This window comes from Stenotrophomonas sp. 96582_Sma, from assembly GCF_056480905.1.
On sequence record NZ_CM151122.1, the window covers coordinates 2,579,515 to 2,601,067 of the forward strand.

The following is a 21,553-nucleotide window of genomic DNA, read 5'->3' on the forward strand; positions in this document are numbered from 1 at the left end:
CATGCCCGTCCGCAAGATCAGGCATCCACCTGCCCTCCCCCTTGCCTTGATGTCTGCCCCCACCGGTTCCCGTCTGGTCATCTACGCCGCCCTCGCGGGCAACCTGGCCATTGCCATCGCAAAGTTCATTGCTGCCGGCATCTCCGGCAGCTCGGCCATGCTCAGCGAGGGCGTGCATTCACTGGTCGACACCCTCAATGAGGTACTGCTGCTGTACGGCCTGCGTCGTGCAGGCAAGGCCCCTGACCCGGTACATCCCTTCGGCTATGGCCGCGAGCTGTACTTCTGGAGCTTCATCGTCGCCCTGCTGGTGTTCGCCGCGGGCGCCGGCGTCTCAGCGTACGAGGGCATCCAGCATATCCGGCAGCCGGAGCCGGCCACCAACCACGCGTTGAGCTACGGCGTGCTGGGTATTTCCATCCTGTTCGAGGGCGCTTCCTGGTGGGTGGCGCTGAGAGAATTCCGGCGTACCAAGGGCAAACTCGGCTACTTCGAAGCATTCCGCCGCAGCAAGGACCCGTCCACCTTCACCGTGTTGCTGGAGGACAGTGCCGCCCTTCTGGGCCTGGGCTTCGCGCTGATCGGGCTGCTGGCCGCCCAGCTGCTGGAAATGCCGGTGCTTGATGGCGTTGCATCACTGTGCATCGCCGGCGTGCTGGCCGCAACCGCCTTCCTTCTGGCGCGTGAGACCAAGGGCCTGCTGGTCGGAGAACCTGCCCACCCCGCGGTGGCCGAGCGGATCATGGCGGTGGCCGAAACCGATCCGGACCTGCGTCGCGCGAACGGCGTGACCACCATGCAGATGGGGCCGGAACAGGTCGTGGCGATGCTCAGTGCCGAGTTCGAGGACGATCGGCGGACCCCGCAGATTGAAGCCTGCATCACCCGCATCGAAACGGCGGTGAAGCGGGAGTATCCGGAACTGGTTGCACTGTTCATCAAGCCGCAGACGCCCGAAGTCTATGCCGCGCGGCGCGCGGCACTGGCCGCGCCGCCTGCGCCGGAATGATGCTGCGTCTGCGCCCGTTTCACCTGACCGATGCCACAGTGCCACCGTCTTTCACCCGAGCCTGCCACTACCGTGCCGGACTGGTTGCCCGCTTCACTGCAGATCCTTCCGCGCCGCTTCTACCAGCGCCCTTCGACCGACGTTGCGCCCGAGCTGCTCAACAAGCTGCTGGTACGCAACGATGGTCGCGCGGCGCGCATCGTCGAGGTCGAGGCCTATGCCGGCAGCATCGATCCGGCCGCGCACTCCTATCGCGGGCAGACGCCACGCACCGCCAGCATGTTCGGTGAGGCCGGCCATCTGTATGTCTACTTCACCTACGGCATGCACTGGGGCAGCAACGTGGTCTGCGGCGAAATCGGCGAGGGCGTCGCCGTCCTGCTGCGGGCCGCCGAGCCGATGGCGGGGCTGGAACGAATGCGCGAACTGCGCCCGGCGGCCCGACGTGACCATGATCTGGCCAGCGGCCCCGGCAAGCTCTCGCAGGCCTTCGGGCTGGACCGCGGCTTCGATGGCGCAGACCTGGTGACCGGCAGCCACGGCATTGTCATTGCCTGCGATGGCGTGCCTCCCCCCGAGGATCCGGTGGTCGGGCCCCGCATCGGCATCACCCGTGCGGTGGACTTTCCCTGGCGTTGGCATGTTCGCGACCACCGTCACGTTTCGGTGCGCCCCTCGCGCGGGCCCCGCAAGCCCTGACCGGGATGCGTCACGTCGGCGTCACCCCGTCGTGGCGATACATAACGCGCTACGCACTAGCGTGGTGCATGACAGCCGCCGAAGCCGCCCTCGCCACCCCAGCCTTGAAACGCGCCATGGACGAAGCCGACCGCCTGCTTGAACTCGACCGCCTGCACCTGCTCGACACGCCACCAGAGCCTGTTTTCGATGCGATCGTCGCCGCCGCGCGTGCCGCTACCGGCATGACCATGGCTCTGATTTCAGTTGTTGCCGACGAGCGCCAGTGGTTCAAGGCCAACATCGGGCTGGAAGGTGTCAGCGAAACCGCGCGCGAGATTTCATTCTGCACCCATGCCATACAGCAGGACACGCTGTTCGAGATTCCGGACGCGCGCCAGGACCCGCGCTTCGCCAGCAATCCACTGGTCACCGGCGGCCCGCGCATCCGCCACTACGCGGGGATCTCGCTGGGCTCGGCGCATGGCGCGCGCATAGGAACGCTGTGCCTGCTCGACCCGATGCCGGGCGTTCTGTCTCCCTCCCAGCGCGAATTGATGGTGCATCTGGCCCGGGTCACCACCCAGGTGCTGGAGCAGCGCAGCACGCTGATGGCCCAGGTCGGCCAGGCCAAGGCCCTGCATCGTGAGCTGAAGCGCAGCGAGGATTTCCTGGAACGCACCAACCGCGCGGCCCGGGTGGGCGGCTGGGAGATGGACCTGGTCAGCAACGAAGTGCGCTGGACCCGCGAGACCAAGCAGATCCATGGCGTGCGCAGCAACTTCGAGCCGACGCTCGAAACTGCGCTTTCGTTCTATCGCGAGGACAGCCGAAACATCATCCGCACGGCGGTGCAGCGTTGCATTGATGAAGGCACGTCGTGGGAGGTGCAGCTGCCGATGACCACCGCCGACGGACGAGCCATCTGGACCCGCGTGGTTGGAGGCCGGCAGCAGGTCGATGGCCGGCCGCGGCTGGTCGGGGCCATACAGGACATCACCGAGGAGCGCGCCGCGCTGGATGCACTGGAAGCAAGCGAAACCCGCTACCGGCGGCTGTTCCACTACAGCCTTGGCCTGATCTGCACCCACACGCTGGAGGGCGTGCTGACCTCGGTGAACCCAGCGGCCGTGCAGTCACTGGGCTTCGATGAGAGCTACATGATCGGGCGCAGCTTGTGCGACCTGATGCCGCCGGAGAAGCGGGCCGCGTTCAAGGCGTATCTGGAACGCATCGCAGTCAACCACACCGATGCCGGCGTCATCGAGCTGATCGCCGCCGATGGTACCCGGCATTTCTGGGCGTATCACAACGTGCTCGACAACGAGGCCACCCCACCCTACGTGCTCGGCCATGCGCAGGACGTCACCGCACTGCGGATGCAGGAACAGCAGTTGCGCGAGATGTCCTTCAAGGATCCCCTCACCCAGAGCTACAACCGCCGCTTCCTGCCCCGCCTGGACGAACTGATCGACAAGCCTTGGGCCTGCCTGATGTTCGATCTGGATCATTTCAAGCAGATCAACGACACCCAGGGCCATGCACGGGGTGACACGGTGCTGGTCGAGTTCGCCGCCTTCCTGCGCGCTCCACTGGGGTCAATGGAAAGCGTAGTGCGTATGGGTGGCGACGAGTTCATGGTGGTGCTGACTGCACCGGAACCGGGACGGCTGGCCACGCTGGAGCAGTGGTATGCGCAGCATGCCGGGCAGTCACCCACACCCTTCTCGCTGGGCGCGACCCACCACGCACCCGGCGAGACGGTGGCCGACACCCTGCAGCGCGCCGACAGCCGTCTGTATCGCGAGCGTGCACGCGTGCGCACGCATCCGCGCCCCTCATCCTGAGGCTGCTCCTGTGGAGCCAAAGGCAACGGCTCCTGCCGTTGCCTTCGGCTCCACAAATGCCTGCACCGGGCCTGCGCCTACTCCGCTGCCAGCGCCTGGATCGGGTCCAGTTGTGCCGCGCTGCGCGCCGGGAAGTAGCCGAAGCCAAGCCCGATCGCAGACGAGCACGCCAGCGCGGCAAGCACCGGGCCCGCCGTGAACAGGAACGGCACACCCAGCGACAGCAGGCTGGACAGCGCACCCACGCCGAACGCGAACAGCACCCCCAGCACGCCACCGAACAGGCAGATCAGCACGGCCTCGATCAGGAACTGGCGCAGGATGTCGCCCTGCCGCGCGCCCACCGCCAGCCGCACGCCGATCTCGCGCACGCGCTCCTTCACCGAGACCAGCATGATGTTCATCACCCCCACCCCGCCGACCACCAGCGCCACTGCTGCGATGGCCGAAACCAACGCTGCCATGGTCTGGCTGGACTTCATCACCGCCTTGCGGATCTGGTCGGCGTTGTAGATGAAGAAGTCACGACGGCCATGCAACCGCTCCAGCTCGGCCCCCAGCGAGGCCTCGGCGGCGTTGGTGGGCACGTCGTCGCGCACACGCACCGTGATGCTCTCCAGGCGCTCGCTGCCCAGCAGCCGCGAGGCCGCCGAGGTATACGGCACGTAGACCGACGGGGTTGCACCGCCAGCGAACGCATTGGCCCCGACCACACCGATCACCTCCACCGGCATGCCGCCCAGCAGCACCGTGCTGCCAATCGGGCTGTCGCTGAACAGCGCTTTGGCGGCCTTCTGGTCGACCACGCCCACGGCACGGTGCGCATGGACTTCGGCGTCGGTGAAGAAGCGGCCGGCCTTCAGCCGCAGCCCACGCACGCGGGGCATGTCGGCCCCCACGCCCAGCACCTGGGTGTTGGCACGCCGGTTGCCCTGCAGCGCTGCCACCGATCCGCTCAGGTTCGGGCTTACGCTGTCCACGTAACTCAATGCCGCAAGATGGTGCGCATCGCCCACCACCAGCGTCTCGATCTCCGCCGAGCGCGGGTCACCGAAATCCGAGCCCGGGAAGATCTCCAGCGTGCTGGCGCCCAGTTCGTTGATCTGAGATTCAACCTGCGCCTGCGCACCCTTGCCCAGCGCAACCACGGTCACCACCGCCGCGACACCGATGATGATGCCGAGCATGGTCAGCAGCGTGCGCAGGCGATGGGCCAGCATCGAGCGCACGGCCATGCGCGCGGCTTCGCGAATCGCATCCATGCGTGCGCGGCGCTCGGTGACCGGCGACGCGTCGCGTTCGGTCCCGGGAGTTTCAGCCGCAGCACGCGATCCCCGCTCGCCGCGGTCGGCCACCACCCGGCCGTCAGCGATCTCGATCACCCGCGCCGCGTTGGCGGCGATCGCTGCATCGTGCGTCACCAGGATCACCGTGTGGCCCTGTGCATGCAGGCGCTTCAGCTCGGCCATCACCTGCTGGCCACTGGCGTGATCGAGCGCGCCGGTGGGTTCATCGGCCAGCACGATCGCGCCGCCGTTCATCAGCGAACGGGCAATGGACACGCGCTGCTGCTGGCCGCCGGACAGCTGGCTCGGGCGGTTCGCGGTGCGTTCGCCCAACCCCAGTGTTTCCAGCAGCGTGCGTGCACGGGCAGTGCGCACGTCCGCCTCCACGCCGGCATAAACTGCCGGCAGCGCCACGTTCTCGGTGGCACTCAGGTTCTCCATCAGGTTGTAGCGCTGGAAGATGAAGCCGAAATGCTCGCGGCGCAGGCGTGCCAGCGCGTCCGGCGCCATCTGCTCGGTGGCCTCGCCGCTCACCCGATAGCTGCCCCCGGTCGGCCGGTCCAGGCAGCCAAGGATGTTCATCAGCGTGGACTTGCCCGAGCCCGAGGGGCCGATGATGGCGATGAACTCGCCGGCATCGATGCGCAGCGAAACGTCCTTCAGCACCACCACCTCGCCGGCGGCGGAGCGATAGGCGCGCGATACGCCATGCAGTTCCAGCAGTGCGTCGGCCATGCTCACATCCCCAGCAGGCTGGTCGGTTCGGATTCGCCGCCGCTGGGCGCCTGGCCGACCACCACGTTCTCACCCTCGCGCAGGCCGGACAGGATCTGCACGGCGGTGGCGGTGCGCAGGCCGATCGTCACCGCACGTTCCTGGGCGCGGCCCTTGGTGTCGAGCACGCGCACGGTTCCACGGCTGCCGTCCTTGCCATCCGAATCGGTCAGCGCCGTCAATGGCACCTGCAGCGCGTTGGCAACCCGTGCCAGCTGCAGGGTCACCTTCACCGTCATCGAGGGCTTCAGCTTCAGGCCGGGATTGGCCACGTCGAACAGGCCGGCGTAATACACCGCCTTCGGCGTCTGCGCAGAGCCACCCGCATTGCCGGTGGCGACGTCGGCAATCGAGGAGGGCGCCGGTTCCAGCTGCTGCAGGTGGGATTCATAGCGGCGGCCGCTCGGCCCCAGTGTCGAGAACCACAACGGTTGCCCCGGTGCCACCAGCTCGACGTCGGCCTCGGCGATCTCGGCGCGCACGGTCATCGCATCCATCTGCGCCAGCATCACGATGGTCGGCGTGCTCTGCATCGAGTTCAACGTCTGCCCGGCCTTGGTGACGATGGCCACGATGTAGCCGTCGCTGGGCGACACAATGCGGGTATAGCCCAGGTTGATCCGTGCGGTTTCGACCTGGGTCACGGCCTGGTCGATCTGCGCCTGCAGCGCGGCCACCTCTGAGCGTGCCGCATCGCGTGCCACGCGTGCGGCTTCGAAACCTTCCTGTGACACCAGGCGCGACGCCACCAGCTGCGACTGCCGCTGGTAAGCGCGACTGGCCTGCGCATAGCGAGCCTCGCTGGCGGCATGCTGGGCACGCAGCGTATTGGTAGCCGCCTCGGCGCTGCGCAGTGCGATGCGCTGCGGCTGCGAATCGACCTCGGCGATCAGGTCACCGGCTTGTACGCGCTGGCCCAGCACCACATGCAGGCGCTTGACCTGGCCGGACACCTGCGCACCCACCGCCACCAGCTCCTTGGGATGGACCCGGCCGACCGCCTGTACGGTCTTCTCCAGATCTGCCACCCTTGCCGGCGCAGTGATCAGCGCGGCATCATCGCCGCCGGCGAACGCCCACCATCCAGCGCCGGCGGCCAATGTGGCCACCGTAGCGGCAATGATCCAGGTCCTGCGGTTGCTCATCGAAACGCCCGGCTGCGTGCAGTCGCCCAATGCGACCGCCGAAACCGCAGTCTGGAAGCCGCGGATGGACGTTTCTTGGAGCCACTGTGGAGATTGCATGGAGGCGCGGCAGCCGTTCAGGCACCAGCCCCGCGCCTGAATGCTGCAGCCTGCGTCCACGCAATCTCGACACAATCTCGACCGAGTCTCCATCAACGGTCGCTAGCCTCGTCGGCCTCGCCGACTGCCCGCCTGCCGTGTCCCTTTCCCATCCAGACCTGCCACCCATCGATGTGCGCCGTGCCTACCTGGCGTGGTGTGCGCCTTCGCCGTGGTTGATCGCCGTCGTGTTGGCATCGACCACCAGCTGGATGCTGGCCGCGCCGGATCCGTTACCCCCGCTGCTGGCGGGCTTCGGGGCCGCCGCCCTGGTGGGGTTCCGCAGCGATGGGCCCGGTGGCACCGGCCGTTCCGGCGCTCTCGCGTCGCTGGCGCTGATTGGTCTGGCGGTCTGGGCGGCAACGCACCCGGTCGCCGACGTCACCCTGCATCTACTGGTCGCCCTTGCCACTCTCGCGATCGTCGCCCTGCTGGCACTGCGCCTGCGCGCCATCCTGGGCATGGCCTCGCGGCTGCAGGCCCGGGTAAACACCACCCCCATGGCATCGCGCTGGAGCAAGCTGCCGGCGGCGGTGTCCACCCTGGTGCTGCAGCAGCTGCGCGGCCCAGGTGCAGTGGAACCCAGCCTGCAGCGCACGCTGGTGCTGGCCACCCTGGCCTGGGCTGCCAACGAAGAGGCGCAGGACATGCAGTGCCGACGATGACCCTGCCCCAGATCCCGCCCTTGCCCACCCTTGCCCCGAACCCGCAGCACGCAATGAAACACGATCTCCGTACCCGACAGGCACCGTTGGTGCTGATTGCCGAAGATGAGGGCGAAATCGCCGACATCCTCAGTGCTTACCTGGCCCGTTCCGGCCTGCGCAGCGCCCGCGCCGCCGACGGTGAGGCGGCACTGGCCAGCCACCGCCAACTGCGCCCGGACCTGGTGCTGCTGGATGTGCAGATGCCAAAACTGGATGGCTGGCAGGTGCTGAGCGAACTGCGACGGATCGGCAACACCCCGGTCATCATGCTCACTGCGCTCGACCAGGACGTGGACAAGCTGACCGGGCTGCGCGTGGGCGCCGACGACTACGTGGCCAAGCCATTCAATCCGGCCGAGATCGTCGCCCGCATCCAGGCCGTGCTGCGCCGGAGTTCCCGGACCGTGGTCGAAGCGCCCAACGGACTGATCCGCCAAGGGCCCTTCGAGATCGACCTGCGCAGCCACGAGGTGACCGTGCGCCATGGCGAGCAACTGCACGCACTGACCTTCACCCTCACCGAGTTCCGGCTGCTGGTGCACATGGCGCGTGCGCCACGGCAGGTACATGCGCGGGCCGATCTCCTGCATGCCTGCCTGCCCGAGGGCGACGCGCAGGAACGCACCGTCGACAGCCATGTCAGCAAACTGCGGCGCAAGCTGGAGGATGTCGGCGTGATCGGCATTCCCGCCACCATCCGCGGCGTCGGCTACCGCTTCCTGGACTGAATGATGAACCCCAAAGGCAAGAGCATCGGACGCCAGATCACGCTGTCCATCACGGTGGCCTCGCTGTGTTCGACGGTGCTGTCGATCAGCGGCTTCTACCTGTTCTATTACCTCATGGAGGTGTTCTATCCGCGCTGGTACGACGAGCCGGAAACGATCATGCCGTCCGGGCTGGAATGGCTGTGGATCGGATTGACCGCCACCGTGGTCGTCATCTTCGCCACGCTGGTCGCCTCGCGCCTGACCCGGCGCATCATCACGCCGTTGAACTCGGTGGCCGAAAGCCTGCGCCGGGTCGCCAGTGGCGATCTGGAAGCGCGTGCACGCGGTGGTGATACCACGATGGCCGAAGCGGCCACGCTGGTCAGCGATTTCAACTCCATGGCAGAACGGCTGAGCCGGATGTCCGAGAACCGGGTGTTCTGGAACGCGGCGATCGCGCATGAACTGCGCACGCCGATGACCATCCTGCGCGGCCGCCTGCAGGGCATCGCCGAAGGCGTGTTCGAGCCGGGGCCTGAGCAGTTCAACAGCATGCTCACCCAGCTGGAAGGCCTGACCCGCATCATCGAGGACCTGCGCGTGGTCAGCCTGGCCGAGAGTGGCCACCTGGATCTGCGCCTGCAGCGCAGCGATGTCAGTGTGCAGGTGGCCGCGGTGGTTGAAGCGATGTCCGAGGCACTGACCGAGAGTGGTTTCTCGGTGACATTGGACGCACGACCTTCGCTGGCCGACTGCGATCCTGCACGCATCCGCCAGGCAGTACTGGCACTGTTGGAGAATGCACGACGCCATGCCATTCCCTGCCCGCTGCGGGTGTACGTGACGCTGGCCGAAGGCCATTGCACCGTCACGGTGGAAGATGGCGGCCCCGGTGTGCCGGACGACCTTCGCGACAGCATCTTCGAAGCCTTCCAGCGCACGGATGTTTCCCGCTCGCGGCAGAGTGGTGGCTCCGGGCTTGGCCTGGCGGTGGTGCGTGCGATTGCCGTGGCCCATCACGGAACAGCGCTATGCCGGGCCACCGAACGTGGTGGCAGTGCCTTCGAAATCCGCTGGCCGGTGCATGCCCGCCGTTGAGGCGGTAGACACTGCCCTGGTAGCGGCCCACCTTGGTGGACATTCGCATCGCTGAACGGCGCCGGTTTCTCCACGCAATCTCCATCGTCCCTCCATGCCTTCTCCAAAGGGCTGCAGATACTGGGCGCGATCCGGGAGATGGCAGGCATCCGTCCCCTGCTCTGACTCCGACCCACCCAGGCACCCGCATGAAACCCCCACACGATCCGGCGGCCGCCGCCGGCAGCATCGGCCAGCAGAACGCGGCCGCCACGCTCAAGGCCATCCTGCGAACCTATCCGTGGCAGCTCACCGGCACCTTTTCGCTGGTGGCGCTGGAAAATGCGCTGCTGCTGGCCTATCCGCTGTTTGCCGGCTTCGCGGTGGACGCGATCATCCGCGGCAACATCGGCCACGCAATCTCCTACGCCGGCGTGGTGCTGCTGTTCTGGCTGGTCGGTGCTGCCCGCCGTGCGGTCGATACCCGTACCTTCACCCGCATCTATGCCGACCTGGCGGTGAACGTGGTGCAGGCGCAGCGCAGGCTGGGCCACGCCACCTCCACCTCGGCCGCACGCGTTGTGCTGGCCCGTGAGTTCGTCGACTTCTTCGAAAAGCACGTGCCGATCATCGCCACCGCGCTCGTATCAATGTTTGGTGCGGCGGTGATGCTGCTGGTGATCGAACCGCTGGTGGGCGCCGCGAGCCTGATCGCCTTGCTCGGAGCGGTGTTGCTGATGCCGTCGTTCGCACGCCGCAACGAGCAGCTGCATGGGCGACTGAACAACCGGCTGGAGCATGAGATCCGCCTGGTCGACCGGGTCAGTCCTTCGGTGCTGCGTCGCCACTACACCACGCTGTCGCGGCTGCGCATCCTGCTCTCCGATCGCGAAGCCAGTGCCTTCGTAGTCGTTGGCGCAGCGGCAGCGGTGCTGTTCGCGCTCACCATCGGCCGACTCGCCACCACCGACGGTGTGACGCCGGGTCATGTGTATGCGGTGATGACCTACCTGTGGACGTTCGTCGGCAGCCTGGACGATGCACCGTCGATGGTGGATCAGCTGGCGCGCTTGAAGGACATCGGCCGCCGCGTCAGCCCGGGCATGGAAGATGCGGAGCGCAAGGATGTCGCTTGACCGGTAGATGCCCACCTTTGTGGGCACCGACACATCGCGGAGCCAACCAAGGTTGGCGACTACCGGGGCAACGGTGCCAACCAGGATTGGCGGTTACCTCGCGGAAGGACATCGGCCGCCGCGTCAGCCCCGGCATGGAGGATGCGGAGCGCAAGGACGCCGCGTGACCGGTAGATGCCCACCTTGGTGGGCAACGATGTATCGCGGCGCCAACCAAGGTTGGCGACTACCGGGGCAACGGTGCCAACCAGGATTGGCGGTTACCTCGCGGAAGGACATCGGCCGCCGCGTCAGCCCCGGCATGGAGGATGCGGAGCGCAAGGACGCCGCGTGACCGGTAGATGCCCACCTTGGTGGGCAACGATGTATCGCGGCGCCAACCAAGGTTGGCGACTACCGGGGCAACGGTGCCAACCAGGATTGGCGGTTACCTCGCGCCTGCCGTGCGCCCGCACATCGCCAATGCACCGATGATCAACGCTTCCATGCTGCGGTCGAACTCGGCCTCCTGCGCCTTCCGATCCAGCGGGCGTCGCGTGGTATCCACCACCGCATGGCGTGAGTACACGGTGTCGGCCAACGCCACGGCGTGATAGGCCACGGTCGACAGCAGCCACGCCGCCTGCTCGAGCGGCAGATCATGCACGCGGCTGAATTCGGCATGGTGGCGCTGGATGCGCGCCAGCATCTCCGGTGTCTTCGCGCCGTGGCTGACCAGGAACGGCGCCAGGCCCGGATTCCCGTCCACCAGCGTCCGCAGTGAACGTTGGAACGCACGCAGATCCTCCTCGATGCTGCGCCGGCCAGCGGCATCCAGTGCCGGTGCCTGCCAACGCTCGAAGATCGCCTCGGCCACCAGCTCGCGCAGTGCCGCCAGATTCGCCACATGCTTGTACAGCGCGATGTGGCTGACCCCCAACGCCGCCGCCACGCCCACGAAGCTCAGCCCCGGCAGCGTCATGGCAATGCCGGCGTCGGCGATGCGCTCGCGGGTGATGGTGGGCGGTCGCCCACGGGCAGCGGTCTTTTTCGGTGCAGCCATGCGGTAACGGTTCCTGCGCGGTGCGCGGGCAAGGGCCGTCATGGTGGTCCGCAGCGACGCCGTGGTCAACGCGTCGCTGCGGTCCGTGGACAGGCCCCGGTTGCGGCACGATCAATTTAGTTTACTATGATGTAACTAATTCGCATTTGCAGTGTCCAGGATCGTTGTCGATGTCCGCGTCCCCCACTTCAATCACCCCGGCCGGGCCGCTGCGCGGCGCCGACCATGATCGCGGCCTGCAGGCGCTGCAGGTCCAGGTGGTCGCGGTTGCACAGCCGTGCGCCAGCCTGCTGCGCCTCGTGGTCCAGCTGCCGGAACATGCAGAACTCGCGCCCTGGCAGCGTGCCAACACCGCCGTGCGCATCCAGCTCGGCGCCACGTTCGGCGATGTGTCACGGATCTACACCGTGCGCAGCCTCGATCCCAACACCCGCCAGTTCACCCTGGACGTAGTGCTGCACGAGGCGCCGGGGCCGATGCTGGCCTGGGTACGTGCGCTGCGCCCCGGTGATGCCTTCGATCTGACCGGACCGCGCCCCCATCTGCAGGTACCGCAGCGCGAGGGCACCTGCGCCCTCCTGTTCGCCGACCCAAGCGCCATCCCTGCCCTGTTTGCATTGCTGCAGCAGTGGCCGGCCGACCTGCGCGCAGAGGCCTGGATCGCCTCGGATGATGCATTCCCGGTAGACGAACTGCCCGCCATTGAAGGTGTCCGCGTGCTCCGCCTCGCCACCGGTGACGTGCCGTTGCTGCAGCAGGCGCGCCAACTGCGGCCGGAACCCGGCAGCACGGTCTGGGCGGCCGGCGAGCGCGAGGAAATGCGTGCCCTGCGCCGCCACTTCATCGAAACGGTCGGCCTGCCACGCAGCGACGTTGCCGTGGCCGGCTACTGGAAACGTGGCGAGACCACCACCGAGACCGACCAGCGTCGCCGCCGCAACTACGAGCGCGTGCTGGCACGCGGCGGTGGCCTGCAGGACCTCGACGACCTCGCCGACGATATCTGATCCACCCCGCAGTATCCGCGCCCCGCGCTTCGTTCCACCCAGCCACAGATCGCCCACGCACCTCGCGTGCAGCACTGCCACAGCGGCAGTGCCGTGCCCTCTGCCAGCCATTCCACAGCCCGCGTCGTCCTGCCCCTGCAGGTCACAGACGGCGCCGTGCTGGCCGATCGCACGACCCACCACACGAGAACCGCCATGTCCCTCCCCCTGCGAACCCTGCCCCTCCCACGCCGCTCGGCGCTGTCTCTGGCCGCCCGTGCGGCGTTGCTGCCCACCCTGCTGATCGCCACCGCCGCACACGCCAACGATGCACCCGATGGCGCCCGCCAGTTGCCCACCGTGAACGTGCGCGCCGACAAGACCGCACCCACCGATACCTACGCCGGCGGCCAGGTCACGCGCGGCAGCGGCGTCGGCCTGCTCGGCGAGCTCGACTTCATGGACACGCCGTTCAACACCACCCGCTACACCGCCGACTTCATCGACAACATCCAGGCGCCGGACCTGGTGCGGGTCATCGCACTGACCGACCCCAGCGTCTACAACAGTGGCTCCAGTGGTGGCATCACCGACTACTTCAACATCCGCGGTTTCGGTGTCGCCTCGTCGGATATCGGCTTTGGTGGCCTGTACGGGCTGATCCCCTACTACCGCGTCACTCCCGAACTGGCCGAGAGCATCGAAGTGCTGAAGGGCCCGTCCGCGCTGCTCAACGGCATGCCGCCCGGTGGCTCGGTGGGCGGTGCGGTTAACGTGGTACCCAAGCGTGCAGGCGACACGCCGCTGACCCGCTTCACCGCCAGCTACGGCAGCGACGCGCAGTGGGGCGGTCACCTGGATGTCGGCCGCCGCTTCGGCGCGGACAAGCAGTTCGGCGTACGCCTCAATGCCGTGCATCGCGACGGCGACACCGCCACCGACCACCAGCAGCACAAGACGCAGCTCGCATCGCTCGGCCTGGACTGGCGTGGTGAGCGCTCGCAGGTGTCGCTGGACCTGTTCAGCAGCCGCGACCATGTGGATGGCCTCAACCGTGGCGTCTCGCTGGCGCCCGGCCTGGCCGTGCCCCGCCCGCCGAAAGCCAGCACCCTGTTTGCACCGGACTGGACCTTCAGCACCGTCAAGGACCAGGCCGCCGCACTGCGCTGGTCGTTCGACATCAATGACTACCTGCAGGCGCATGCCAGCTACGGCCACGGCCATACCGATTTCGACTCCATCGCCAGTGCCACCACGCTGATCACCAACACCGCCGGCGACTTCCGCAACAACTTCGCCCACCAACGCTTCATCTACAGCAAGGACACCGCCGAAGCCGGATTGTCGGCGCGTTTCCGCACCGGCGCGGTCGATCACGCGCTGGCCATCAGTGCAGCCTGGTACCAGCACGACCAGAAGTTCGGCTTCAAGCGCAACCTGCTGGCCCGCGATTGGGTAACCAATATCTACACCCCGCAGTGGGGCCCTGCCATCGACCGCAGCTTCAGTGATGCGTCGCTGCCGAAGACCGCGGAAGTGCGCACCACCAGCTTCGGCATCGCCGATACGCTGTCCTTCATCGATGATCGTGTGCAGCTGACCCTGGGCATCCGTCACCAGACCGTGCTCAGCGATACCTTCGATGGCGGCACAGGCAAGCGCACCGCACGCTACGACGCCAGCGCCAACACCCCGGCCGGTGCACTGCTGTTCAAGGCCAGCGACCGCCTGTCACTGTATGCCAATTACATCGAAGGCCTGAGCCAGGGCAGCACCGCCCCGGCAACCGCCGCCAACGCGGGCGACGTGTTCCCGCCGTTCAAGACCCGCCAGCGCGAGGTCGGTGCCAAGTTCGACTTCGGCCGCTTGGCCAGCGCATTGAGCGTGTACGAGATCGAAAAGCCCAGCTCCTACACCGACCCGGCGACCAACGTGTTCTCGTTCGGAGGCCAGCAACGCAACCGGGGCGTGGAATGGACCGTGTTCGGCCAGGCCACCGAACAGCTGCGCGTGCTCGGTGGCATCGGCTGGCTGCAGCCGAAGCTGACCCGTACCCAGGGCGGCGTCAACGAAGGTCGGTTGGCGACGGCCACACCGCAATGGCAGGGCAAGCTCGGCGTCGAATGGGACGTGCCGACCGTGGCCGGCCTCACCCTCACCGGCAACGCGGTCAGCCTGTCCAAGGGCTACATCACTGCTGACAACAGCCAGTGGGTGGCGGGCCGCACCGTGTTCGATCTCGGTGCCCGCTATGCGACGCAAGCGGCCGGCCATCCGCTGGTACTGCGTGCCACCGTGCAGAACGTGACCAACAAGGCGTACTGGGCGGGCAGCCTCGGCTCGGGGCTGGGTACGCCACGCACCGCCCTGCTGTCGGCCACCATCGATTTCTGATCCTCGTTTCAAGGGCGCCACGCCATTGCGCGTGGTGCCCTGGAGAAGTGCTTTGACCGTTTCCCGTACCGCCTCCGTGCTGACCTGGCTGCCCCTGGTCTCACGCATCATCGCCGCGTTGTTCGGCGGCTATGTGCTGGCCGCACTGTGCAGCATCGCGGCACTGGCGCTGCCCATCGATGGTCGCCAGGCCGTGTTCACTGGCATGCTGGCCAGCTTCCTGCTGTACGCCGGCGCCGTGGTCTGGGTGTTCGCGGTGCGCTCGGCGTGGCGCGCGTGGCTGGGCCTGCTCCTCGTCGCGTTGCCCTTGTGGTTGATCGCACAGACGGTCGGCAACGGAGGCGCTGCATGAGCAAGGTCGATCGCACTCCGAAGCCACGCGGCATCCGCCAGACCATGTCCGACCTGCATATCTGGGTGGGGCTGCTGGCCGGATGGATCCTGTACGCGATGTTCCTCACCGGCACCGCCAGCTACTTCCGCGACGAGCTCTCGCGCTACACCCGCCCGGAAATCGCCACACCGTCCGTGTTGCCGGACGCCGCTGTGGTTGCGCAGCGTACCGTCACGGCGATCATGGCCGACACGCCTGCGGCCAGCCAGATCAACCTCAGCCTGCCGAGCACGCGCATGCCGTGGGTGTCGGCGATGTGGGCCAGCCCGGGCGGGCGTGTCCGGCATGGCTTCGACTCGGGCCTGTTCGACGCCAGCACCGGTGCACCGCTGCAGGCACGTGACACCGGCGGCGGCGACTTCTTCTATGCCTTCCACTTCAACCTGCACTACATGCCGGCGATGTGGGGCCGCTGGATCGTCGGCCTGTGCGCGATGTTCATGCTGGTCGCCATCGTCAGCGGCGTAATCACCCACAAGAAGATCTTCGCCGACTTCTTCACTTTCCGCTGGGGCAAGGGCCAGCGCTCTTGGCTGGATGGACACGCGGCGCTGTCGGTACTCGGCCTGCCGTTCCACTTCATGATCACCTGGAGCGGCCTGGTGATGCTGGCGGTACTGTACATGCCGTGGGGCCTGGCCAAGCTGCCGGACAAGCGCCAGCAGGCCGAGGTCGTCAGCGAGATGCGCCTGTTCCTGCCACCGCAGAAGGCCGCCGGCCACCCTGCTCCGCTCACCAACGTCGGTGCACTGGTGCAGCAGGCCGAGCAGCGCTGGGGAGCCGGCGCGGTGGGCAGCGTGCAGGTGCAGAATCCCGGCGACGAGAACGCACGCGTGGCCGTGGTGCGTGCGCAGTCCAGCCGTGTTTCGACCACCCCGAACTATCTGCTGTTCGACGGCAGCGGTGGGCAGCTGCTGCAGATCAAGGAACACTCGGGCGTTTCCGCCGATACCCAGGGCGTGCTGTATGGCCTGCACCTGGGCCGCTTCGCCGATGCCGCCCTGCGCTGGCTGTACTTCATCGTCAGCCTGGCCGGCACCGCCATGGTCGGCACCGGGCTGGTGCTATGGACGGTCAAGCGCCGCGCGCAGCTGCCTGATCCGCAGCGCCCCTACTTCGGCTTCCGCCTGGTCGAGCGTCTCAACATCGCCACCGTCGCCGGCCTGTCGGTGGCGATGGCGGCCTACCTGTGGGCGAACCGCCTGCTACCCACTGCCATGGACGGGCGCGCGGCGTGGGAGGTGCATGTGTTCTTCCTGGCCTGGGCGGCCATGTTCGTGCACGCCACGCTGCGCACACCGAAGCGTGCATGGATCGAACAGTTCCTGCTGGCGGCGTTGCTGCTGGCGCTGCTGCCGGTGCTGACTGCGGTGACCACGCTGCATCCGCTGTGGCGCACGCTGGCCGCGGGCGACTGGGCATTCGCTGGCACCGACCTGACCCTACTGGCATTGGCCGCCCTGCACACGCTGCTGGCCTGGCGCACCTGGCGGCATGCGCCGAAGGTGAGGCGTGCACGGCCGTCTGCCGCGTCACGCACTGCGGCACCGGAGGCCAGCGCATGATCCACGTCATTCTGTTCGTGTTGTCGCTGGCCGCGTTCGCCTGCCTGGCACTGGCGATGGAGCGTCATCAGCGGGACGTATTGCGTCGTGTGCTGAGCGCGCAGGCAACCCAGCAGCTGCGCGCGATTGGCTGGGCACTGCTGGTGTTCAGTACCGTGTTTGCCATGCGCGGGTTGGGCGTGGGTTTCGGTCTGGCCGCGCTGTCCGGTCACACCAGCGTTGCCGCGGGCGTGGTGGTGTTGGCGATGGTGGTGCATGGGCGGTGGAGTCGGTAGATGCCCACCTTGGTGGGCACCCATACACCACGGCGCCAACCAAGGTTGGCGACTACCAGGCCTTAGGAGCGTTGCTTCGGTAGATGCCCACCTTGGTGGGCACCGGGAGCGATAGGCACCCATGCGCCGCTGGGCGCTACAGGAACTCCGCCATGCGCTGCAGTTCGTCTTCAAGCGCGCCACGAAACACCTTGTCGCGGGCCAGCGACTTGCCGGCGTAGCCCACGCTGGACGCCAATTCACCGTCGCGTACGCTGAGATTGGCCCAGCCCACCACCTGGTCGTGCCACAGCACCGGCAGCGCGTAGTAGCCGTATTGCCGCTTCGGCGCAGGTGTGTAGGCCTCGAACTTGTAGACCCAGCCCCACAGCAGCTCGAAGCGGCGGCGGTCCCACACCACCGGGTCGAACGGCGCCAGCAGGCGTACCTCTTCGTCCGGCGCATGCCGGCGCGAGCGCGGGCTCTCGTCGGCCGGCCAGTACCAAGTGGTGCCGTCCAGCGTGCAGCTGGCCAGCTGTTGCTTGGCCAGCATCAACGCCTGCCGGGTCTGTTCGGCCAGATGCGGTGCGCCGTAGCCCAACAGGCGCACCAGATAAGTCAGGCTGCCCGACGGCAGCGGCGCGTACTTGCGTACCACCAGGTCGATCAAAGCAGCCGCACGTTCGATCTGCGCCTGCGCGCTGGCATCGGCTTCCCCGTGCTCAGCCACGGCATAGATGCGGGTGCCGCTGTCGCGCCGCTTCACCCGCAACAGCCCGCGGTAGTGCATGCCCTCCAGCAGGTGCGTGCTGGCATTGCTGGTGCCGCCCCAGTAGTTGGTCACCCGACCATGCGCGAACGCCTGGTCGACCTCACGCGGATGCACGCTGCCACGCTCGCGCACGAAGGCCAGTACGTCCGCCGCGCGGCGCTGGGTTTCGGCATCCCATTCGCGCTTGGACACGCGCGGGTGCATCAGCGCCAGATGTTCGCGCGGCAGGAAGCCGTAGTTCACCAGGCAATCCTCTTCCACTGGCAGGCGCGCATAACGCCGCTCCAGATCACCTGCACGGTAGTCCTTCACCCGATGGCGCAGGGTCAGGTCCTGCGCACGCGCGGGCGCACGGATCGGATCGGCCTGCACGAAGCCCAGGCGACGGATCGCGGTCAGCAGCGTGGTGGGCTTGAACAGCGTGCGCGCCACCGCATGGCGGCGCAGATCATCGAGGGTGGGCGTGGCAGGCATGGCCGCATTGTAGATCCACGCCATGCGTGGATGGGGCCGTGGGGAACCGTGCAACGGCATCCACGCATGGCGTGGATCTACCGAAGTTCCAACACCTGCAGCGAACCGATCACCAGCGCACGCATGCCCTGCTTGAACTCGGTGATCACCTGGCCCTCTTCGTCGTCGGCAATCCCGTAGACCGTATCCGCACCGGCAATGCAGTAGAACGCGATCGTGGCCAGCAGCCAGCGCGCCTTGTCCAGCGGCAGGCCGAACACCTCGGCCACATGGGCCTGGTGCGAGGCGATCTTCTCCAGCATCGGCGTGGTCGCCACCGAACGACGCAGCAGGTACGGCGGCAGCCCGGGGTGCGCTTTCACCACTTCGCACAGCGAATCCACGAACCCCAGCAGGTAAGCCTGCAGACCGCCCGGTGCATCGGCCGACGCTCGCGGAATCTGCCAGCGCTGGAACACCGTGTCGGCCACCAGCCGCTTCAAGGCCTCCAGATTGGCCACGCGCTTGTAGACCGCGGCCTGGGTCACCGCCAGCTCGGCGGCCACGTTGGCCATGGTCAGGTTCGGCAGGCCCAGCTTGATGCCGATGTCGGCCAGACGATCAGGGGTGATGGTGGGCGGACGGCCACGGGCCGACGCCGGGGTTTCAGGGTGCATGTTCATACCGTAGCGAGGGTGCCAGCAAAGGGACCCTCTTGTCCGCTTCATATGGTTTAGTTTAATTTACTCAACTAATTCGGAATGCGTGTGGTTCGCAACACCGCCGCCGTCCGCGATCGAGCCCATGGCTCACTTCCCGCCAGGTCCCCACCCAGCCGACAACCCTGCGCTGCGCCCTCTCCCGTGCTTGCCGATGGCAGCGCGCCAGGCGCGTTCGCACCTGCGATTCACAGGAATCTGGCATGACCGTGTACGACCTTCCCTCTCCGCTGCTACGCGCAGCTGCTGATCCGACCCGCGTGTTGATGCTCCCGCCGGGCATGGCCCGGCGCTACCAGAGCACCCCCAATGCGCGTAGCGGCCAGACGCAGGCGCTGGGCATCCGGATGTCGGCCCTGGCACTGGGCCTGCTGGCATCGTTTGCGGCGCTGGCCGAATCCGCGCCGTCCACCCTGCCCTCGGTGCAGGTGCAGGAACAGCGCCGGGTGACCGGCGACTATGCCGGCGGCCAGGTGGCCTCTGGAAGCCGGGTCGGCCTGCTCGGCGACAAGGACTTCATGGACACGCCGTTCAGCACGGTCAGCTACACCGAGTCCTTCATCCGCGACCGCCAGGCCAAGGACCTGACCGATGTCATCGCCGCCACCGACCCGACGGTGTTCAGCAACGGCGTGACTGGTTCCTGGAGCGAGAACTACGCCATCCGCGGCTTCGCCTCCAGCACCAGCGATACCACCTTCAACGGCCTCAGCGGCATGGCGCCGTACTACCGCACCTCGCCGGAGATGTTCGAGCGCATCGAGGTGCTGAAGGGCCCGTCCGCCCTGCTCAACGGCATGCCACCGGGCGGCTCGGTCGGTGGCAGCGTCAACCTGGTGCCCAAGCGTGCTAGCGAGCAACCATTGCTGCGGGTCAGCGCCAACTTCGCTTCCGATGCGCAATTCGGTACCCATGTGGATGTGGGCCGCCGTCTGGGCGCTGACAAGCAGTTCGGCATCCGCTTCAACGGCGCCTACCGTGATGGCGACGGCGCAGTGGGCAAGCAGAGCAAGAAGGTGCAGCTGGGTTCATTGGCACTGGACTGGCGCGGCGAGCGCGCCCGCCTGTCCGCCGATCTGTACAGCGCCGACGACCGCGTGGACGGCCCGGCCCGTGGCGTCGGCCTGGCGCCGGGCGTGGCGATTCCGCGCCCGCCCCGTGGCGACACCCTGATCAACCCGGACTGGGCCTACGTGGACAGCCAGGACAAGGGCGCGATGCTGCGCGGCGAGCTGGACATCAACGAACACCTGATGGCCTACCTGGCCTATGGCACCAGCAAGACCGACTACCGCTACAACGGTTCGATCAGCGCGCAGATCCTCAATCCAGCCGGCGACTTCAGCACGGTGATCGGCCAGCTCGCCTTCGACATCAAGAAGCAGTCCGGTGATGCCGGCCTGCGCGGCAGCTTCCGTACCGGCAGCGTGAGCCATCAGTGGGCCGCCAACGTGACCCACTACCAGCACACCCAGAACGACTACGGCCGCCGCAGCGTGCCGGGCTGGGACTGGACCACCAACCTCTACAACCCGGTGTGGGGCCCGGCTGCGCCGTTCATCGCGCCGCATATCTCGCACACCGAACTGCGGCTGGACAGCATCGGCTTCGCCGACACGTTGTCCTTTGCCGATGACCGCGTGCAACTGACACTGGGCGTACGCCGCCAGCAGGTGGTCAGCGAGACCTTCAACGTAGCCAGCGGTGCGCGCACCTCGCGCTATGACGAGAGCGCCGCCACCCCGGCCGCCGCCCTGCTGGTGAAGGCCACTGATAAGCTTTCGGTCTACGCCAACTACATCGAAGGCCTAAGCCAGGGCGCCACCGCGCCGATGACCGCCGCCAACGCCGGCGATGTGTTTGCACCCTTCCGCACCAAGCAGAAGGAGCTGGGCCTGAAGCTGGACTTGGGCAGCTTCGCGCACACCTTCAGCGTGTACGAGATCAAGCGCCCGAGCAGCTACACCGATCCGGTCACGAATATCTTCTCGTTCGGTGGCGAACAGCGTAACCGTGGCGTGGAATGGGGCTTCTTCGGCGCGCCCCTGGACGGCGTGCGCCTGCTGGGCGGCGTGGCCTACGTGCAGCCGAAGCTGACCCGCACCGCCGGTGGCGTGAATGAAGGCCGCATTGCTACCGCCGTTGCGCAACGCCAGGCCAAGCTGGGCGTGGAATGGGATGTGCCGGCGCTGGAGGGCTTGACCCTGACCGGCAATGCCACCGCGATGTCAAAGCAGTACATCAGTGCCGACAATCGCCTGTCGGTGCCGGGGCGCACGTTGTTTGATGTGGGTGCGCGCTACAGCACCACGGTGGCGAGCCGACCGCTTGCCCTGCGCGCCAGCGTGAACAACGTGACCAACAAGGCGTATTGGGGCATGCCGTTGTTGTCGAGCCTCGCATTGGGTGCGCCGAGGACGGTGCTGTTGTCGGCCACGATGGATTTCTGAAAGGCATCCACGCATGG

The 21,553-nt window shown here is 67.1% G+C and carries 18 protein-coding genes; 13 read left to right on the forward strand and 5 right to left on the reverse strand.

Annotation, left to right across the window (positions count from 1 at the left end; genetic code table 11):
* The first annotated feature begins 49 nt into the window (after positions 1-49).
* The 3 genes from ACZK2R_RS11995 (at position 50) to ACZK2R_RS12005 (ending at position 3,534) form a co-directional block, all read left to right on the forward strand.
* Positions 50-1,009 carry a cation diffusion facilitator family transporter gene (locus tag ACZK2R_RS11995; RefSeq protein ID WP_180837228.1) on the forward strand — a complete coding sequence of 320 codons (960 nt, stop codon included), beginning with the start codon at positions 50-52 and terminating at the stop codon, positions 1,007-1,009.
* Between the two features lie 72 nt (positions 1,010-1,081).
* Entirely contained in the window at positions 1,082-1,708 is a 627-nt protein-coding gene (locus ACZK2R_RS12000; protein WP_125894809.1) for a DNA-3-methyladenine glycosylase, read from the forward strand.
* Positions 1,709-1,824: 116 nt separating this feature from the next.
* On the forward strand, positions 1,825-3,534 hold the full coding sequence (locus ACZK2R_RS12005) for a sensor domain-containing diguanylate cyclase (protein WP_125894811.1): 1,710 nt from the start codon (positions 1,825-1,827) through the stop codon (positions 3,532-3,534).
* A gap of 77 nt (positions 3,535-3,611) precedes the next feature.
* On the opposite strand, the gene ACZK2R_RS12010 is transcribed toward ACZK2R_RS12005, so the two are convergent.
* A complete protein-coding gene (locus ACZK2R_RS12010) occupies positions 3,612-5,555 on the reverse strand; it encodes a MacB family efflux pump subunit (RefSeq protein WP_180837230.1) in 1,944 nt (647 codons plus the stop codon).
* A 2-nt stretch (positions 5,556-5,557) separates the two neighbouring features.
* Positions 5,558-6,739, reverse strand: a complete 1,182-nt coding sequence (locus ACZK2R_RS12015) for an efflux RND transporter periplasmic adaptor subunit (RefSeq protein ID WP_125894815.1) — start codon at positions 6,737-6,739, stop codon at positions 5,558-5,560.
* Positions 6,740-6,975: 236 nt separating this feature from the next.
* Between ACZK2R_RS12015 and ACZK2R_RS12020 the strand changes: the two genes are divergently transcribed.
* The 4 genes from ACZK2R_RS12020 (at position 6,976) to ACZK2R_RS12035 (ending at position 10,507) form a co-directional block, all read left to right on the forward strand.
* The gene (locus ACZK2R_RS12020) at positions 6,976-7,542 is read left to right on the forward strand and encodes a hypothetical protein (protein ID WP_180837232.1); all 567 of its coding nucleotides are present in this window, start codon (positions 6,976-6,978) and stop codon (positions 7,540-7,542) included.
* 53 nt (positions 7,543-7,595) lie between these two features.
* Entirely contained in the window at positions 7,596-8,312 is a 717-nt protein-coding gene (locus ACZK2R_RS12025) for a response regulator (RefSeq protein ID WP_180837234.1), read from the forward strand.
* A gap of 3 nt (positions 8,313-8,315) precedes the next feature.
* A complete protein-coding gene (locus ACZK2R_RS12030) occupies positions 8,316-9,392 on the forward strand; it encodes an ATP-binding protein (protein WP_121503630.1) in 1,077 nt (358 codons plus the stop codon).
* 188 nt (positions 9,393-9,580) lie between these two features.
* Positions 9,581-10,507 (forward strand): ABC transporter six-transmembrane domain-containing protein, encoded by a 927-nt coding sequence (locus ACZK2R_RS12035; protein ID WP_180837236.1) that lies wholly within the window; start codon positions 9,581-9,583, stop codon positions 10,505-10,507.
* Positions 10,508-10,934: 427 nt separating this feature from the next.
* Here the strand turns inward: ACZK2R_RS12035 and ACZK2R_RS12040 are convergent, their stop codons facing one another.
* On the reverse strand, positions 10,935-11,549 hold the full coding sequence (locus ACZK2R_RS12040; RefSeq protein ID WP_125894821.1) for a TetR/AcrR family transcriptional regulator: 615 nt from the start codon (positions 11,547-11,549) through the stop codon (positions 10,935-10,937).
* A 170-nt stretch (positions 11,550-11,719) separates the two neighbouring features.
* On the opposite strand from ACZK2R_RS12040, the gene ACZK2R_RS12045 reads away from it, so the two are divergent.
* The 5 genes from ACZK2R_RS12045 (at position 11,720) to ACZK2R_RS12065 (ending at position 17,163) form a co-directional block, all read left to right on the forward strand.
* Positions 11,720-12,556: a siderophore-interacting protein gene (locus tag ACZK2R_RS12045; RefSeq protein ID WP_012511171.1), complete on the forward strand. Its 837-nt coding sequence runs from the start codon at positions 11,720-11,722 to the stop codon at positions 12,554-12,556.
* A gap of 195 nt (positions 12,557-12,751) precedes the next feature.
* Positions 12,752-14,929: a TonB-dependent receptor gene (locus tag ACZK2R_RS12050; protein ID WP_180837238.1), complete on the forward strand. Its 2,178-nt coding sequence runs from the start codon at positions 12,752-12,754 to the stop codon at positions 14,927-14,929.
* Positions 14,930-14,981: 52 nt separating this feature from the next.
* Positions 14,982-15,281 carry a DUF3649 domain-containing protein gene (locus tag ACZK2R_RS12055; protein WP_032129500.1) on the forward strand — a complete coding sequence of 100 codons (300 nt, stop codon included), beginning with the start codon at positions 14,982-14,984 and terminating at the stop codon, positions 15,279-15,281.
* A complete protein-coding gene (locus ACZK2R_RS12060; RefSeq protein WP_180837240.1) occupies positions 15,278-16,888 on the forward strand; it encodes a PepSY-associated TM helix domain-containing protein in 1,611 nt (536 codons plus the stop codon). The genes ACZK2R_RS12055 and ACZK2R_RS12060 overlap by 4 nt, the downstream gene beginning before the upstream one ends.
* Positions 16,885-17,163, forward strand: coding sequence for a DUF3325 domain-containing protein (locus tag ACZK2R_RS12065; protein WP_125894829.1), 279 nt, complete (start codon positions 16,885-16,887; stop codon positions 17,161-17,163). Before ACZK2R_RS12060 ends, ACZK2R_RS12065 begins: the two co-directional genes overlap by 4 nt.
* 136 nt (positions 17,164-17,299) lie before the next feature.
* Here ACZK2R_RS12065 and ACZK2R_RS12070 read toward each other — a convergent pair whose 3' ends face one another.
* Both ACZK2R_RS12070 and ACZK2R_RS12075 read right to left on the reverse strand, forming a co-directional pair.
* On the reverse strand, positions 17,300-18,412 hold the full coding sequence (locus tag ACZK2R_RS12070; protein WP_258015735.1) for a DNA glycosylase AlkZ-like family protein: 1,113 nt from the start codon (positions 18,410-18,412) through the stop codon (positions 17,300-17,302).
* A gap of 53 nt (positions 18,413-18,465) precedes the next feature.
* The gene (locus ACZK2R_RS12075) at positions 18,466-19,050 is read right to left on the reverse strand and encodes a TetR/AcrR family transcriptional regulator (protein ID WP_125894831.1); all 585 of its coding nucleotides are present in this window, start codon (positions 19,048-19,050) and stop codon (positions 18,466-18,468) included.
* Between the two features lie 239 nt (positions 19,051-19,289).
* Here ACZK2R_RS12075 and ACZK2R_RS12080 point away from each other — a divergent pair, with 239 nt between their 5' ends.
* Positions 19,290-21,536, forward strand: a complete 2,247-nt coding sequence (locus ACZK2R_RS12080) for a TonB-dependent receptor (protein WP_125894833.1) — start codon at positions 19,290-19,292, stop codon at positions 21,534-21,536.
* Positions 21,537-21,553: the final 17 nt, after the last annotated feature.

Bases quoted from the DNA above. Each gene is read 5' to 3' on its own strand.
- ACZK2R_RS12010 (WP_180837230.1), bottom strand. From the start codon at position 5,555: ATGGCCGACGCACTGCTGGAACTGCATGGCGTATCGCGCGCCTATCGC.
- ACZK2R_RS12080 (WP_125894833.1), top strand. From the start codon at position 19,290: ATGACCGTGTACGACCTTCCCTCTCCGCTGCTACGCGCAGCTGCTGAT.
- ACZK2R_RS12035 (WP_180837236.1), top strand. From the start codon at position 9,581: ATGAAACCCCCACACGATCCGGCGGCCGCCGCCGGCAGCATCGGCCAG.
- ACZK2R_RS12070 (WP_258015735.1), bottom strand. From the start codon at position 18,412: ATGGCGTGGATCTACAATGCGGCCATGCCTGCCACGCCCACCCTCGAT.
- ACZK2R_RS11995 (WP_180837228.1), top strand. From the start codon at position 50: ATGTCTGCCCCCACCGGTTCCCGTCTGGTCATCTACGCCGCCCTCGCG.
- ACZK2R_RS12060 (WP_180837240.1), top strand. From the start codon at position 15,278: ATGAGCAAGGTCGATCGCACTCCGAAGCCACGCGGCATCCGCCAGACC.
- ACZK2R_RS12015 (WP_125894815.1), bottom strand. From the start codon at position 6,739: ATGAGCAACCGCAGGACCTGGATCATTGCCGCTACGGTGGCCACATTG.
- ACZK2R_RS12065 (WP_125894829.1), top strand. From the start codon at position 16,885: ATGATCCACGTCATTCTGTTCGTGTTGTCGCTGGCCGCGTTCGCCTGC.
- ACZK2R_RS12040 (WP_125894821.1), bottom strand. From the start codon at position 11,549: ATGGCTGCACCGAAAAAGACCGCTGCCCGTGGGCGACCGCCCACCATC.
- ACZK2R_RS12025 (WP_180837234.1), top strand. From the start codon at position 7,596: ATGAAACACGATCTCCGTACCCGACAGGCACCGTTGGTGCTGATTGCC.
- ACZK2R_RS12005 (WP_125894811.1), top strand. From the start codon at position 1,825: ATGGACGAAGCCGACCGCCTGCTTGAACTCGACCGCCTGCACCTGCTC.
- ACZK2R_RS12050 (WP_180837238.1), top strand. From the start codon at position 12,752: ATGTCCCTCCCCCTGCGAACCCTGCCCCTCCCACGCCGCTCGGCGCTG.
- ACZK2R_RS12030 (WP_121503630.1), top strand. From the start codon at position 8,316: ATGAACCCCAAAGGCAAGAGCATCGGACGCCAGATCACGCTGTCCATC.
- ACZK2R_RS12045 (WP_012511171.1), top strand. From the start codon at position 11,720: ATGTCCGCGTCCCCCACTTCAATCACCCCGGCCGGGCCGCTGCGCGGC.
- ACZK2R_RS12075 (WP_125894831.1), bottom strand. From the start codon at position 19,050: ATGAACATGCACCCTGAAACCCCGGCGTCGGCCCGTGGCCGTCCGCCC.